The following is a 14,904-nucleotide window of genomic DNA, read 5'->3' on the forward strand; positions in this document are numbered from 1 at the left end:
CGCGGCTTTGGACAAGGAGCCCCCCACATGAGCCCGCTGGACCACATACTGGTAGCCACCGACCTGTCTACCTCCGCCCGCAACGCGGCAGAGCGCGCTGCGCACCTGAGCAAGGAGCAGCAGGCAGCGCTGGACCTGCTGTACGTTGCCAATCCGGCCCCCTTCGAGCGCCTGAAGCAGTTGGTGGCACCGGGTGACGATCTGCTGAAGCGCGTACTGGATACCGCTGGCGAAAAAATTCGCGCGCTGGCTGCAATGCTGTTCCAGCGCCATGACATCGCCGCTGGCGTGCAGGTCGCGCATGGTTCGGTGACCACAGAGATCACCCGTGTAGTGCAGGACAAGCGCAGCGACCTGCTGGTGTGTGGGGCGAAGGGCCAGAGCGTGGCGCGGCGCCTGCTGCTGGGCTCCACTGTACAGAAGATGCTGAACTGCATGCCCTGCCCTTTGCTGGTGGTCAAGCAGGCGCCTCGCGATACCTACCGGACCTTGCTGGTTGCAGTTGATTTTTCGCCTTCGTCACTGCGCTCCATCGAACTGGCAAGGGCCGTTGCTCCACAGGCCGAGATCATTCTGTTGCATGTGTACGAGGCACCGTTCGAAGGCAGCATGCGCTTCGCCCACATCGACCATGACACGCTTACGCACTACCGCAATGTCATCCGCAAGGATGCGCTGAAGCAGCTCGCGGCCTTGAGCGAAACCGCCGGAGTGGCAGATGCTCGGCAAATCGTGGTGCATGGCGACCCAGGCTGGCGGATTGCCGAGCAGGAACAACAGCTGGAATGCGACCTGATCGTGGTCGGCAAGCAAGGGGAAAGCGCGCTTGAAGAGCTGCTGATAGGCAGCGTCACCAAGCATGTGCTGAACGAATCCCAGTGCGATGTGCTGGTGTCGCCATAGGATGCAGGTGATGTGGAGGACGCTTGCGTGTCCTTCGCGGACAACACATGACTCATTGGTTCAGTGAGGTTTTGCAGGAGTAGCCTTGTACTGCTCCTGCAAGAAGCTTCGAGCGGCGATGGGCGCTCTGCACAAGGCGTTTCATCGATTACGCTGATGATTACTATCGAGCGACCCGCATGTTGGCCAGGCGAAAGCGCCCCCTATAATCGCCAGCAAATTTCCCCCGCTCCTTGCGCCTGCTTCAGGCGACATCCCTCTCTTGGAATCCAATACCATGCCAAGTGCCAACCAGGCCCCTAGCGGCCTCCCCGAACATGATCAACAAAGCATCAGCCAGCAGTGGCTGGCAATCCTTTCGGTCGCCGTCGGCGCCTTCGCCCTGGTGACCAGCGAGTTCCTGCCGGTTGGCGTACTCAACGATGTCGCCAGCGACCTGGGCATCAGTGCAGGCCACGCCGGCCTGATGGTCACCCTGCCCGGCATCATGGCCGCCCTCGCCGCCCCACTGCTGTCAGTGGGGATTGGCGCTCTGGACCGTCGCTATCTGCTGATCGGGCTGACACTGATCATGATCATCGCCAACGCGGTAGTGGCGTACGCCAGTGACTTCAACCTGCTGCTGTTCGGCCGCGTGCTGCTGGGCGTGAGTATCGGCGGTTTCTGGGCGACAGCCATTGCCCTCAGCGGTCGCCTGGCGCCCAGGGGCGTGGGCGTAGCCCAGGCCACCTCCATCATCATGGTCGGCGTAACCCTGGCCACCGTGCTGGGCGTGCCGGTAGGCACCTGGTTGAGCGGCCTGCTGGGCTGGCGCATGACCTTCCTGGTAACCGCGCTACTGGGCGTACCGGTGCTGCTGGCGCAGATCCTGTTGCTACCGCGGCTCAACCCGGACAAGGCCATTCGCATCAGCGACCTGCCAGCCCTGTTCATCAACCCACAGGCGCGGGTTGGCCTGATCGCCGTGTTGCTGATCGGTCTGGCGCACTTTGCCGCGTACACCTATGTCGCCCCTTTCTTCAAACAAAGCTCCGGCTTCGATGGGCCGACCATTGGCTCGTTGCTGCTGCTTTATGGCGTGGCCGGGGTATTCGGCAATATCTTCGCCGGGTTCGCCGCCAACCGCAGCGTACGTCACACCCTGCTGCTGGTAGCGTTGATGATTGGCAGCAGCACCGCCCTGTTCCCTCACTTCGCTACCGGCATGACCGGTGCGGCGATGCTGATCGGGTTGTGGGGCTTCGCCTTCGGCGCATTCCCGGCCTGCGCCAGTATCTGGATGTTCGTCGTCGCGCCCAAGGATGTCGAACGTGGCATGCCGCTGTTCGTTGCAATGTTCCAGGTGATCATTGCGCTGGGCTCGTTCTTCGGCGGGCGGATCGTCGACCAGCTGGGCAGCTCGGTGCTGTTGAGCCTGGCCACGGCCCTGGTGGGCTGCGGTTTCGCTACGGTGCTGGTGTTGGGCCGTAATGTCAGCAACAGCCTGGCGGCGCAACCTGGCTGAGTAACCCATCGCCGGCAAGCCAGCTCCCACAGGGCCCGCGTAACTCTTGAAGTCTGCGCTGTACCTGTGGGAGCTGGCTTGCCGACGATGGGCGGCAAAGCGGTTCCCGAATTGCTTGACTGACAGGTATTGGGGCGCTGGCTGATTTTTTTACGCTCTTTTTACGGCTGAGCCAACACGCAGAAGGAATACTGGGCGCGCGATGCTCAGGGATGGCATGCATTTTCTACCCGCCAGTCCAGAGAAGCCCTTCGTGAGCCAGTCCACCGTCATCGCAAATCAGTCTCTTCCCGGCAAGTCCAACCCCATCGGCATGCTCGTCGCCGCTGTCGGCGTAGTGTATGGCGACATCGGCACCAGCCCGCTGTACACCCTCAAGGAAGTGTTCGCCGGACACTACGGTGTGCAGGCCAACACTGCCGGTGTACTCGGCGTACTGTCACTGGTGTTCTGGTCGTTGCTCTGGGTGGTATCGCTCAAGTACGTACTGTTCATCCTGCGCGCCGACAACCAGGGCGAAGGTGGCATCATGGCCCTGACTGCCCTGGCGCATCGCGCAGCGGCTCCCTACCAGCGACTGGGCAGGATACTGGTGCTGCTCGGCCTGTTCGGCGCTGCGCTGTTCTACGGTGACAGCATGATCACGCCGGCGATTTCCGTGCTATCGGCCGTGGAGGGGCTGCAATTGGCCTTCGACGGTATCGAACATTGGGTCGTTCCTCTTTCGGTGGTGGTGCTGGTGGCGCTGTTCCTGATCCAGAAGCACGGCACCGCGCGCATCGGCATTCTATTCGGGCCGATCATGGTGCTGTGGTTCGTCGTGCTGGGTGCGCTTGGCCTGCACGGCATCGTCCAGCGGCCGGAGGTGCTGCAGGCACTCAACCCGCTCTGGGCGGTAAAGTTCTTCGTGCTGCACCCAGGCATGGGGGTGGCGATTCTGGGCGCGGTGGTGCTGGCGTTGACCGGCGCCGAAGCACTCTATGCAGACATGGGTCACTTCGGCCGCAAACCCATCGCCCGGGCCTGGTTCCTGCTGGTGCTGCCCGGCTTGGTGCTGAACTACTTCGGCCAGGGCGCGCTGATCCTCGGCGACCCGCAGGCAGTGCGCAACCCGTTTTACCTGCTGGCGCCCGAATGGGCCCTGCTGCCCATGGTCGGGCTGGCCACGCTGGCCACCATCATCGCCTCCCAGGCCGTGATCTCCGGTGCGTTCTCGTTGACGCGCCAAGCCATCCAGCTGGGTTACGTACCGCGCATGTTCATCCAGCACACCTCCAGCGAGGAACAAGGGCAGATCTACATCGGCATGGTGAACTGGGCGCTGATGGTTGGCGTGGTGCTGCTGGTGGTCGGCTTCGAGTCATCCGGGGCGCTTGCGGCAGCCTACGGCGTAGCCGTGACCGGGACCATGCTGATCACCACGCTGCTGGCCTCGGCGGTGGTGCTGTTGCTGTGGAAGGCACCACGCTGGCTGGCGGTGCCGATGCTGCTGGCGTTCCTGCTGGTCGACAGCCTGTATTTCGCCGCCAATGCGCCGAAGATTCTACAGGGCGGTGCATTTCCGGTGATCGCGGGCCTGGCGCTGTTCACCCTGATGACTACCTGGAAGCGCGGGCGGCGGATGATCGTCGAACGGCTGGACGAAAGCTCGCTACCGCTGGAGCTGTTCATTACCAGCCTCAAAGCCCAGCCGCCTCACCGCGTGGGCGGCACTGCCGTGTTCCTGTCCGCCAGGCCCGAGGCGGTGCCTCACGCCTTGCTGCATAACCTGCTGCATAACCAGGTACTGCATGAACAAGTGGTGCTGTTGACTGTCGTGTTCGAGGACGAGCCACGGGTCAGCGCTGGCAAGCGCTTTGAGGTCGAGGCTTTTGGGGACGGTTTCTTCCGCGTGAACCTGCATTTCGGTTTCATGGAGGAGCCCGATGTGCCGTTGGCGTTAAGCCGCTGCCAACGTGCCGACCTTGAGTTCGGCCCCATGCGCACCACTTATTTCCTCAGCCGCGAAACGGTCATTGCAGGCAGGCAGATGGGCATGGCTCGCTGGCGGGAGCACCTGTTTGCCTTCTTGCTGAAGAATGCCAACAGCAACCTGAAGTACTTCAAGCTGCCACTGAACCGGGTGATCGAGCTTGGCACGCAGGTCGAGATATGAGCAGTCAGGAGCCACGGTCCTTCTGTCAGGGCGGCAGAACTTCCAAGGCCGCCGCATGTCTTACCAGCACCTGAGCTCTACCCGCGCCGTTGGAGGCGAAACAACATGAGAAAAACCCTGGTGGCCGTCTTTGCGTGTGCTCTGGCATTCGGCGCAACGGCATTGTTACCTGCCGATATCTCGCCGATGGGGTCTGCGTATGCCAAGGGCGGTGGTGGCGGTGGCGGTGGCGGTGGCGGTGGCGGTGGCGGCCATGGTGGTGGTGGCCACGGCGGCGGCAATGGCGGTGGACATGGCGCCGGCATGGGTGGGCACAATGGCACTGGCAATGGTGCGGGCCTCGCGGGTGATCACGCCGGCAAGGCTACGCGCGATCATGGTGTGAGCGGCAATCATTATGGAAGCTCACGTAACCAGGACAACGGCCATGGGACTACCACCTCAGGTATTGCCCAGTCCAAGGATACTCGCGGCTTGACGAAATCTACCGCTATCTCGGGGACTACGCCCGGTGATCATAATGCCAAGGGGCTGAGCGGCGCGGTACAAAACTCCTCCAAGAATGATCGATGAACTGAAGGCTGCCAGGTACTGAATGGGCCTGGCAGCCGCTTCGTCGAACGGCTGCGCACCGCGGAACTTAAAAGGCAACCTTATGTCGTATCCGCACTCAAGCTCCCCCTGCGCCTTCTGGAGGCGAAACAAACATGAAAAAAACCCTGGTAGCCGTCTTTACTTGTGCCCTGGCGCTCGGCGCAACTGCATTGTTGCCTGCCGATGTCTCGCCGATTGGTTCCGCATATGCCAAAGGTAATGGCAATGGCGGCGGCAAAGGTGGGTTCAATGGTAATGGCGCCGGCTACGAGAGTGATCATGCCGGCAAGGCCACCCGCAACCATGGCGAGAGCGGCAATCACTATGGCAGCCTGCGCAATGATGACAACGGCCGTGGCACTACCCGGTCCGGTATTGCCCATTCCAAGGAACACAACAAGGCCGGGCGCTCCTCTTCGAAGCATGATCGATAACTGAAAGCGCACATGGCGTGCCCGCGAACCGGGCGGTGCGGTTGATGGCACCGGCTGCGCCGGTGTTCGGGGGCTCGCCCGCGCCTGCAGTCTGGTGCCCGCCAGACCTCAGACCCTGAACCGCCCTACCAACGCCGTCATCTCCCCCACCAACCCCGACAACGCCTTGCTCGCCTCACTGGTCTGCTGCGCCCCCGCTGCCGAGGATGTCGACAGCTCGCGAATGTTCAGCAGGTTGCGGTCCACCTCTCGCGCCACCTGGGCCTGCTCTTCGGCTGCGCTGGCAATCACCAGGTTACGCTCGTTGATCTCGCCGATCGCACTGTAGATACCCTCCAGCACCTGCCCCGAAGCCAGGGTCACGTCCAGTGTCGACTGGGCGCGGCTGGTACTGGCCTGCATCGAGGCCACGGCCGCTTCGGTACCCGCCTGCACGCGCCCGATCATCTGCTCGATTTCCTGGGTCGACTGTTGCGTGCGGTACGCCAACGTACGCACTTCATCGGCCACCACCGCAAAGCCGCGCCCGGCTTCGCCCGCACGGGCGGCCTCGATGGCGGCATTGAGCGCCAGAAGGTTGGTTTGCTCGGACACCGAGCGAATCACTTCCAGCACCTTGCCGATATCCCGCACCTGCCCGACCAGTTGCTCCAGATGAGCGCTGCTGGCCTGGATTTCCCGAGTCATGGCCTCGGTGCCGTCGATGTTGTCGCTGACTTGCCGCCGGCTTTGCGCTGCCAGCTGGTTGGATTCGCTGGTGGTCTGCGAGGTGGTGATGGCATTGCGCGCGACCTCCTCCACGGCCGTGGTCATTTCGGTGACGGCGGTGGCGGCCTGCTCAAGCTCCTGGCCCTGCTGGCGCAGGTTGTTGGCACTTTCCTCGGTGACGGTATTCAGCGCCGCGGCAGCTGCGTCCAGTTGCCTGGCACAGCTGCTGATCTGCCCCAGGGTGTCGCGCTGGCTCTGCTGCATGCGTTCAAGTTCATGGAACAGCTGGCCGATCTCGTTACCGCCCTGCCCCTGCACCGGCACGCTCAGGTCGCCACCGGCAATGCGCTGGAAGTGCCGCCCTGCTTCGCGCAGCGGGTGCAGCACGCGCTGGGCAACAAAGGCCCAGCACAGCACCGCCAACAACAGCGTCACGCCCAACAGCCCCAGGCTCAGCAATTGCGCGCGCGCCAGGCGCCGCTCGGATTCCAGCATGATCTGCTGACCGCGCTCACTCAATGCCCCTACCAGTTGCTGGCGCAAAGCCTGCAGCCGGCCCATGGCGTTACCGGCGTCGGTATTGACCTTGAAATACTGCTCGAGCGAACGTTGACGGGTTGCCTCACGCTGCCCCGCGACCGCCTTGGCATACTCTCCATAGGTGGCCTGCAGGGCGGTTGCCAGTGCGTGCAGCCCAGGCTCGCGGGCGTTTTCGACAAACTCGTCCACCAGCTTCTGGCTCTTGTCGTTCAGCTCGACCGACATCGCCATGCGCTTGCTGGCACTTTCCTCATGGCCACCCAGCTGCTCGATGAAGCCTGAAGATACATTGGCGCTGGCGCGAATCGCCATCAGCAACGCATTGTTCAACCGGTCCGACTGGTGCGCGGTCTGGTCCAGTTCGGTGATCTGCTGGTCGCTACCCACTGCAGCCCGCCAGGCACTGACGGTGGAAAAAAGCAGGGTCACGCTGAACAGCGACAGCACCCAGAACATTCCGGTGCGGATCTTCAGGTTGGCAAGCATGCGGGCAGTACTCCTTGTTGGCACCACTTCTGGTCGATGATTCGACGGTGGGTGTGCTGCTATCGGAGGTACTGCCCCAGGCTTGAGGCGCCGGAGTGCGGTTTTGGGCGGTAACCGAACAGATGTTGTCGAGGCAAAGACCGGGCTACAGGCAACAAATCGACCAGGCGGGAACTTCAACGCTCGGACTCGGTCGATAACATCCCCTCGCCCTCAAGCCAAGGGCTTGCCCAAGCCCTGCCGAGTCTGCCGCCGATGCCCAGCACACCTGTTCTGTCGACCTTGCTCCTGTTGTTCAGCACAATCACGGCACAGGGCGCATTGGCTGGTGAACGCTACGCGCCCGCACGCAGCAACAATGCCTCGACCGTGCTGATCGAAACCGCCTCGCAACAGTATGCCGACGGCCAACTGGACAAGGCGGCGGCCACCCTGGAGCGCGCGCTGCACATTCAGCCGAACAACCCGGCAACGCTGCACTACCTTGGCGTTTTGCGCCTGCAGCAAGGGCAGTATGAACAGGCCGAAACGCTGGCGCTGCGCTCCAACCTGCGGGTTGGCAACAATCACGCCCTGCGCAGCCGCAACCTGCAGTTGATAGAAGCCGCGCACAAGGCCCAAGGCTCCGGCATGCTGCCGACGGCTGCACACTGACGGTGATCAGACGCTGCGCGTCAGGCCACCATCGACCTGCTTTGCACCCACGCGCATTACCCGGTAAAGTCGGCGCCAGGGCGCTGGCTGCGCCTGCGGTCCGCGCCAAGGGGTTTCCCGAGCCATGCGTCATCATATTTCCATACCAGCTCCCGGCTTGTCGGCGGACCGAGCCCCAAAGGAGTTGGCATGCCCGCCACCAATGCATCCCGCCACCATGGCCTGCTCGACCTGCCCGCCTTGCGCAAACGTGCCAAACGCTTGCTCACCGCCCTGAAAAACGACGAGGCCGACGACACCGGCGAGCAGCTGCGCGCGCTCGGCCTGTCCGGCCCTGACTACCGGCTTGCCGATACCCAATGGCTGGTGGCCCGCCAGGCCGGCTTTGCCAGCTGGCCCAAGCTCAAGGCCCATGCCGATGCCGTCGCTTTCGCGGCACGCCACCCTGGCTTTACCGCCGATGACGAAGCAGCCGTGCAGCATTGGCGCTGCGGCAACGACATCGCCCACAGCTTGCGCACGGCCGGTTTTGCCGGTGCGTTCCAGATGTTCGACGACCCCATGGTCATGGGGCCCGTCTGCGCACTGCCCGAGGAACAGTATTGGCAGGTTCGGGCCGCTTACATACAGCAGGCGTTCAACCTGAGCATCCAGGACGTCGAGCAACGCCTAGCGGCGCAACGCACCGCCCTGGCCGGATTGAACAGCGACAGCAAGATCGTGCTGTGGTGCGAGGGTGACGCTTACGACCAGCTGTTCCTGATCCGCGTACTCGCCAGCCTGCCCAGCCTGCCGCGCCGCTTGGAGCTGATCGAAATCACCCAAGTACCTGGCGTCGAGCGCTTCATTGGTATCGGCCAGCTGGCCCCGGACCTGCTCGCCTGGCTATGGCCACAACGTCGCGCGCTGGGTGAGGACGTGCTGGCCCTGGCCCGGCAGACATGGGCGGCCTATACCGCACCGGACCCAAGGGCCTGGGCTGCCCTGGCAGACATCCAGCATACCGCCTTGCCGTTGCTGGGCCGGGCCCTTGCGCGGCAACTTCAGGAGCTGCCGGGGGCGAACGACGGTTTGAGCCTCACCGAGCGCCTGCTATTACGCGTTCTGGAGTCACACGGCGAGCTGCCGGCCGGACGTGTGTTTGCCCAGTTGATGATGCGGGATGAACCGCTGCCTTACCTGGGCGACATGATGTTCCATGTTTTGCTGCAGCCCCTGATCCATGCACCGCACCCGCTGCTGCTGGAAGGCCCGGGCGAGTCTTGGGCACAACGGCCGTTGCGGCTGACTGCTCTTGCCGAGCAGCTGCTCGCGGGGCAGGCGCATTGGCTTGACCACAACCCTGCGCAGCGATGGGTGGGTGGAGTGCTTATCAATGCCGCGGACAGGCCCTGGGTGGTCAGCGAACAGGGCGAAGTATGGCAGCGCAAATAGCCCGCTCGAGCCTGATCAGGTAAAGCGGTGGATGGCACCGGCAAGTCAGCTCTCATGGAACTGCCCATAACTCATCGCATTAGCAGGGATCCTGGACTGCCCCCAAGAAGTTGGACACCAATCCAACCCTTTGGGGGATCTATGGGTAAATACACAGAGCAGTTCAAGCTCACGGCTATCACCGCTTACCTAGAGGGCAACCGGGGCTTTCGCAAGGTGGCACAACACTTTGGCATCGATTTCAGCCTACTTCGGCGCTGGGTTGCTGGCTACCAAGTCGATGCCAGCCTCAGCCCTCGCTCGCATGGTCGCCGCTACACCGAGGAATTCAAGCGACGGGTGCTCAAGTACATGCTTGAGCATCGTCTGTCCTTGCGCCAAACAGCGGCGCACTTTGGCCTTGGACAGTCCTCACAGATAGGCATTTGGCTGCGGCAGCACTACAGTGGCAGTCCTGTAGCCACTCTCGCCAAACAAAGAAAATCAGCCGTGCCGAAGAAAATTAAGCCCATTAAGCCGACAGACACCAATGACGCAGAGAAATCTCGTGAGCAGTTGTTGAGCGAGCTCGAGTATCTGCGCATGGAGAATGATGTCCTAAAGGAGTTAAAGGCTCTGCGAGAGGAGAAGGAGCGAACACGGACGAAAAAGCCCTGATCGTCTGCAAATTCAGACATAAATATCCGCTGCTTGACCTCTTGCAGATGGTGGGGTTGGCACGCAGTACCTTTTATTACCAGGTCAAGTGCCAGCAAAAGCCGGACAGGCACGCTTCGCTCAAGGAGTTGGTGCAGCGTGTCTATCACGAGGAGAAAGGGCTGTATGGCTACCGCCGAATTGCCCTTGCCATCAGGAACCAGGGAACTTGGTCAACAAGAAGGTCATTGAACGGTTGATGGCTGAGCTTGGTTTGCAGTCCGTTGTACGCCCGAAGAAGTATCGATCCTATCGCGGCATTGTCGGCAAGGTGGCCATGAATTTGCTGGAGCGTAATTTCGTCGCGCAACGCCCCAACCAGAAGTGGGTGACCGATGTCACTGAGTTCAAAGTGGCCCAGCAAAAGCTCTACCTGTCGCCCATGATGGACTTGTACAACGGTGAGATCATCGCCTATGAAACAGCTTGCCGGCCGACCTATGGCTTGGTCGGGAACATGCTGGAAAAGGCGCTCGATGGGTTGGGTGAAAAGCCCAAGCTAGTGATCCACTCAGATCAAGGATGGCATTACCAGCAGCCCCAATACCGCCATAAGCTCGCAGCGCGCGGTGTGAAGCAGAGCATGTCTCGCAAGGGTAATTGTCTGGATAATGCGGCGATGGAAAGCTTCTTCAGCACACTGAAGTCAGAGTTCTTCTACCTGAAGCGCTTTGAAAGCGTCGAAGAGCTGAAGGCTGGCCTGGAGGAGTACATCCATTATTACAACCATGATCGCATCAGGCTGAAACTCAATGGCCTGAGCCCTGTCAGCTACAGGACTCAGGCTACTGGCTAAAACTGTCCAACTTTTCGGGGGCAGTCCAAACTGTGGGAGCGGGCAAGCCCGCGAAGAAGCCCCACCGGCCCTTCAGCCATGCACCCAACGCCGATGCAGCCCACGCGCCAGGGCATCCAGCACAAACCCCAGCACCCCGATCAGCAGCACCATCGCCATCAGCTCGGAATACGCCAGCCGGTCGCGGGTATCGAGAATGAAATACCCAAGCCCCGCACTCACCCCGAGCATTTCGCACGGCACCAGCACGATCCACAGGATGCCGATGGCCAGGCGCACGCCAGTCAGCACATGGCCGATCACGCCGGGCACAATCACCTTGCACAAGGTCTCCCAGCGCGTGGCACTCAAACTGCGGCTCAACTGCAACCAGCGTGGGTCCAGCTGCCTTACCCCGGCCGCCGTGTTCAACAGGATCGGCCACAACGCGGCAAACGCCAGCAGGAAGTAGATAGGCTGGTCCCCCACGCCCATCAGCATCACCACCACCGGCATCCACGACAGCGGCGAGATCATGCGCAGGAACTGGAACGCCGGCGTGGTCGCAGCCTCCAGGTGCCGGTAGCTGCCCACCAGCAAGCCCAGCGGCACGCCGATCAGCAGCGCCAGCAGCAGCCCTACCAGGATACGTTTGAGGCTGACCCAGATATGCCCGTACACCTCGCCCTGCCCCAGCAACTCGACCAGGCTGGCCAGGGTCGCTGCCGGCGAAAAGCGCGCCGACAGGCCATCGGCCTGGCCAAACAACGCGATACCGGCCCACCACAACAGCAACAAACCCAGCAACCCGGCCAGCCCCAGGCCGGCATGAACGAAATGCGTGCGCATCAGACCGCGAACTCCTCGCTACGCTCGAAGTTATCGCCGATGCCGAACACCGACGGCCCGCCAACGCTGGCGATGGCGTTGCGCACGAAGCGGTCGTCGACCAGGTCGCGGGCGGTCAGTGCCGGGTCCAGGCCGGCCAGGAACGCGCTGTCACCCTCGATCAGGGTGGTTTTCAGGCGCTTGACCAGCTCTTCGGTGTAGCTGGGGAACGGGTAAGGCTGGAAATCGATGCGCTTTTCGTCCCACTGCTGGTGGCGAATGGCGCCACTGGCAATGTAACCGGCACGGTCCTCGGCGGCCGGTGCCAGCACTTTGCCGAGCACCGCAGGTTCATGCGGGGTGTACTTGTTGGGGCCGGCCTTGGACAACAATGCGGCGGCCTCGGCGCGGTGATCACGGGTCCATTGCTGCGCCTTGACGATGGCGTTGACCACCTTCTGCGACCACTCCGGGCGGTTGTTCAGGTCGTGCTCGTGCATGAACACCACGCAGCAGGCGTGGTTGCGCCACACATCGCCGGTAAAGCGTTGCACGCGGCCAACCTTGAGGTTCTCGGCCAGGGCGTTGAATGGCTCGGCGACGATATAGCCAGCAATGCGCTTGCTGGCCAGCGCTGGTGGCATGTCGGACGGCGGCAATACCAGCAGGTTGACTTCATTGCCAGCCAGCGGCGCATTGGCAGGCTTCGACACCGGGGTCAGGCCATTGTCGTTGAGCATCTGTTGCAGCACCACGTTGTGGATCGAGTACCAGAACGGGATGGCCACGGTCTTGCCACCGAGCTGTTTCATGTCGCTGATGTCCGGGGCCACGGTCAGGCCTGAACCGCCCACGTGGTTCCAGGCCACCACCTTGGCCGGCACCTTGCTGCCGTAGCGGGCCCATACGGTCATCGGCGACAGCAAGTGGATGACGTTGACCTGGCCAGAGATGAACGCCTCGATCACCTGCGCCCAGCTGCGCAGCAGCACCGGGCGCTCGGCCTTGATGCCTTCGGCCTCGAACAGGCCGTTGTTGTGCGCCACCAGCAGCGGCGTGGCGTCAGTGATCGGCAGGTAGCCGATACGCACCGGCGCGTCCGGCTCGGTGGCGGCACGGGCTTGCAGGCTCGACAGCAGCGGCAGCGCACCGGCAGCCGTGAGCATGGCGCCGAGCTTGAGGAAATCGCGACGCGAAGAAGAGGAACAGCAGTCATCCATGCACATGGACAGCCTCCGAGGGCAACGGGGTTGGGGTAGGTTCGACTGTGCGGCTTGCCCGCCGAAGGGTTTTGAGGATTTCGATGCGCAAGGCGCCCAGTTCCTCGACCCGCTGCGTCCGTGGTTGCGGCAGGTCGATGTGCCACTGCCCGAGGGTGTGCGCTGGGTGGTTGCCCAGTAGCAGAACGCGGTCGGACAGCAGCAGGGCTTCGTCGATATCGTGGGTGATCAGCACCGCCGCCGTGTTGTGGTTGGCGATCAGTTGCAGCAGCAGCAGCTGCATGTCGGCCCGGGTCACTTCATCCAGCGCGCCGAACGGCTCGTCGAGCAACAGCACTTCGGGCTGACGAGCCAGGCAGCGGGCCAGCGCGGTGCGCTGGGCCATGCCGCCGGACAACTGCGCCGGGTACTGGCCGCGAGCATGGGCCAGGCCCACGGCGGCAATCGCATGGTCGATGCGTGCGCGCCGTTCGGCGGCGGCAACTTTTGGCTGACGGGCAAAGTCCAGGCCGAAGGCGACGTTCTTCTCCAGGCTCAACCAGGGCAACAGGCTCGGGTCCTGGAAGGCCACCGCCAGGCGTGGGTGCGGGCCTTGCAGCGGCTGGCCGTGCAGGGTCACGCTGCCACCGCGGGGCTGCTGCAGGCCGGCCAGTACCCGCAACAGGCTGGACTTGCCGACCCCGCTCGGGCCGAGGATGGTCACCACTTCGCCGGGGGCCAGCTGCAGGTCGAACTGCGCCAGCACCGCCTGCCAGCCCCCCTCGCGCGGGTAGCCCAGGCTGATGTCGCGGGCTTCGAGCAACACTTGGCTCATGCCGCGCCCGCCTGGCGTTGCAGTTCGGCGCGCAGTTGCACCAGGCTGGGCGTGACGATCGGCACGAAGGCCGACTCGCGCCAGCGGCGGGCAAAGCCTTCGCCATACTCGCTGAGGTAGGCCTTGCCACCACTGGCCTGCAACTCCAGTTGCACGGCGTCGGCCGCGCTTTCGGCCAGGGTGATGCGCAGCTTGAACAAGGCTGCTGGCTGCTGCTGGAAGCGCCCATCGAGCAGGCCCTGCTTGAGCTCGCTCACGGTATTTTCCAGGCGCTCGCCGAGCACCTGGCGTGCTTCGTCGAGGAACGAGGCACGGCCATGCAGGTGTGCCTGCACTTCCGCCAACGCCCGCCGCGCAAGGCCAATGGCCATGCCGCACTGCAGCGCCAGGAACGCCGGGCGTACCCGGGGCAGGAATTCGCGGGCATTTTCGTGCAGCAACCAGCCACGCTGCAATTGCACCTGGTGGAAGGCCAGTGCAGCGGTGTTGCTCGACTGCAGGCCCATCAGTTGCAGGTCGTCGGAACGCTCCAGGCCCTGTGCGTCGGACGGAATGGCCAGCACGAACGGTGCGCCACCGGCTTCGTCTTCGATAGCCGCAGCCACCACGAAGCCGCTTTTGCGCAGGTTGGTCACCCAGTGCAGGCGCCCTTCCAACTGCCAGCCATCGGCTTGCGGGCGCCCTCGAACCTGCAGCGCTTCGATGCCGGACAGGAACTTCATGGCATTGGACAGCCCGGTGGCACCAGCCAGTTCGCCAGTCAGCAGGCGCGGTAACAGCTGCTCGCGCAGGGGCTGGTTGGGGCTGTGCAACAGGTATTCGATGAAGGCGCGCTGACCCCAGCAGACGAACGCCGCTGCCAGCGAGCGGCTGGCGATTGCGGCGATGGCCTCGACCGCGTCGGTTACCTGCCCACCGGCGCCGCCCAAGGCCGGGTCGACACCGACACGCAGCAGTTGCGATTCGGCGATTTGCGCCAGCACCAGCTGCGGCTCGCACTGGCCCCGGTCAATGGCCTCGGCATTGGCATCCAGCCAGTGTCGAAATGCACAATCTTGCATGGTCTTGCTCCTTTGAAAACGCCGGGGCCGCTTGGCGGCCCATTCGCGGCACAAGGCCGCTCCTACAACGATCGCGCTACGACCGATATCGCACGCGG

At 63.0% G+C, this 14,904-nt stretch carries 12 protein-coding genes and 1 pseudogene; 8 read left to right on the forward strand and 5 right to left on the reverse strand.

Features of this window, described 5'->3' with window-relative positions:
* The first annotated feature begins 27 nt into the window (after window positions 1-27).
* The 5 genes from V3314_RS18265 to V3314_RS18285 all read left to right on the forward strand — a co-directional run bounded on the left by V3314_RS18265 (window position 28) and on the right by V3314_RS18285 (window position 5,590).
* Window positions 28-903 (forward strand): universal stress protein, encoded by an 876-nt coding sequence (locus tag V3314_RS18265; RefSeq protein ID WP_046613916.1) that lies wholly within the window; start codon window positions 28-30, stop codon window positions 901-903.
* Window positions 904-1,180: 277 nt separating this feature from the next.
* Window positions 1,181-2,407: an MFS transporter gene (locus V3314_RS18270; RefSeq protein ID WP_338459443.1), complete on the forward strand. Its 1,227-nt coding sequence runs from the start codon at window positions 1,181-1,183 to the stop codon at window positions 2,405-2,407.
* 313 nt (window positions 2,408-2,720) lie between these two features.
* A complete protein-coding gene (locus tag V3314_RS18275; protein WP_046613918.1) occupies window positions 2,721-4,562 on the forward strand; it encodes a potassium transporter Kup in 1,842 nt (613 codons plus the stop codon).
* A 105-nt stretch (window positions 4,563-4,667) separates the two neighbouring features.
* Window positions 4,668-5,135, forward strand: coding sequence for a hypothetical protein (locus V3314_RS18280; protein ID WP_338459444.1), 468 nt, complete (start codon window positions 4,668-4,670; stop codon window positions 5,133-5,135).
* Between the two features lie 134 nt (window positions 5,136-5,269).
* Window positions 5,270-5,590: a hypothetical protein gene (locus tag V3314_RS18285; RefSeq protein ID WP_015270018.1), complete on the forward strand. Its 321-nt coding sequence runs from the start codon at window positions 5,270-5,272 to the stop codon at window positions 5,588-5,590.
* Window positions 5,591-5,698: 108 nt separating this feature from the next.
* On the opposite strand, the gene V3314_RS18290 is transcribed toward V3314_RS18285, so the two are convergent.
* The gene (locus V3314_RS18290; RefSeq protein ID WP_338459446.1) at window positions 5,699-7,324 is read right to left on the reverse strand and encodes a methyl-accepting chemotaxis protein; all 1,626 of its coding nucleotides are present in this window, start codon (window positions 7,322-7,324) and stop codon (window positions 5,699-5,701) included.
* A gap of 255 nt (window positions 7,325-7,579) precedes the next feature.
* On the opposite strand from V3314_RS18290, the gene V3314_RS18295 reads away from it, so the two are divergent.
* From V3314_RS18295 to V3314_RS18305, 3 genes and pseudogenes are all read left to right on the forward strand, one after another.
* Complete coding sequence (locus V3314_RS18295; RefSeq protein ID WP_046613920.1) at window positions 7,580-7,978, forward strand: tetratricopeptide repeat protein; 399 nt, start codon at window positions 7,580-7,582, stop codon at window positions 7,976-7,978.
* Window positions 7,979-8,167: 189 nt separating this feature from the next.
* Entirely contained in the window at window positions 8,168-9,412 is a 1,245-nt protein-coding gene (locus V3314_RS18300) for a DUF1835 domain-containing protein (protein WP_338459447.1), read from the forward strand.
* Window positions 9,413-9,553: 141 nt separating this feature from the next.
* Window positions 9,554-10,904: pseudogene (locus V3314_RS18305) on the forward strand (IS3 family transposase).
* A 72-nt stretch (window positions 10,905-10,976) separates the two neighbouring features.
* Here V3314_RS18305 and V3314_RS18310 read toward each other — a convergent pair.
* From V3314_RS18310 to V3314_RS18325, 4 genes are read right to left on the reverse strand one after another with little or no spacing between them, the layout of a single operon-like run.
* A complete protein-coding gene (locus V3314_RS18310) occupies window positions 10,977-11,732 on the reverse strand; it encodes an ABC transporter permease (RefSeq protein ID WP_046615465.1) in 756 nt (251 codons plus the stop codon).
* Window positions 11,732-12,937 carry an ABC transporter substrate-binding protein gene (locus tag V3314_RS18315; protein WP_338459448.1) on the reverse strand — a complete coding sequence of 402 codons (1,206 nt, stop codon included), beginning with the start codon at window positions 12,935-12,937 and terminating at the stop codon, window positions 11,732-11,734. The genes V3314_RS18310 and V3314_RS18315 overlap by 1 nt, the downstream gene beginning before the upstream one ends.
* Window positions 12,924-13,745 (reverse strand): ABC transporter ATP-binding protein, encoded by an 822-nt coding sequence (locus V3314_RS18320; RefSeq protein WP_338459449.1) that lies wholly within the window; start codon window positions 13,743-13,745, stop codon window positions 12,924-12,926. Before V3314_RS18320 ends, V3314_RS18315 begins: the two co-directional genes overlap by 14 nt.
* The gene (locus V3314_RS18325) at window positions 13,742-14,806 is read right to left on the reverse strand and encodes an acyl-CoA dehydrogenase family protein (protein ID WP_196183276.1); all 1,065 of its coding nucleotides are present in this window, start codon (window positions 14,804-14,806) and stop codon (window positions 13,742-13,744) included. The genes V3314_RS18320 and V3314_RS18325 overlap by 4 nt, the downstream gene beginning before the upstream one ends.
* Window positions 14,807-14,904: the final 98 nt, after the last annotated feature.

Source organism: Pseudomonas sp. TE3-3-F2023 (genome assembly GCF_036784815.1).
Lineage (GTDB): Bacteria > Pseudomonadota > Gammaproteobacteria > Pseudomonadales > Pseudomonadaceae > Aquipseudomonas > Aquipseudomonas pudica.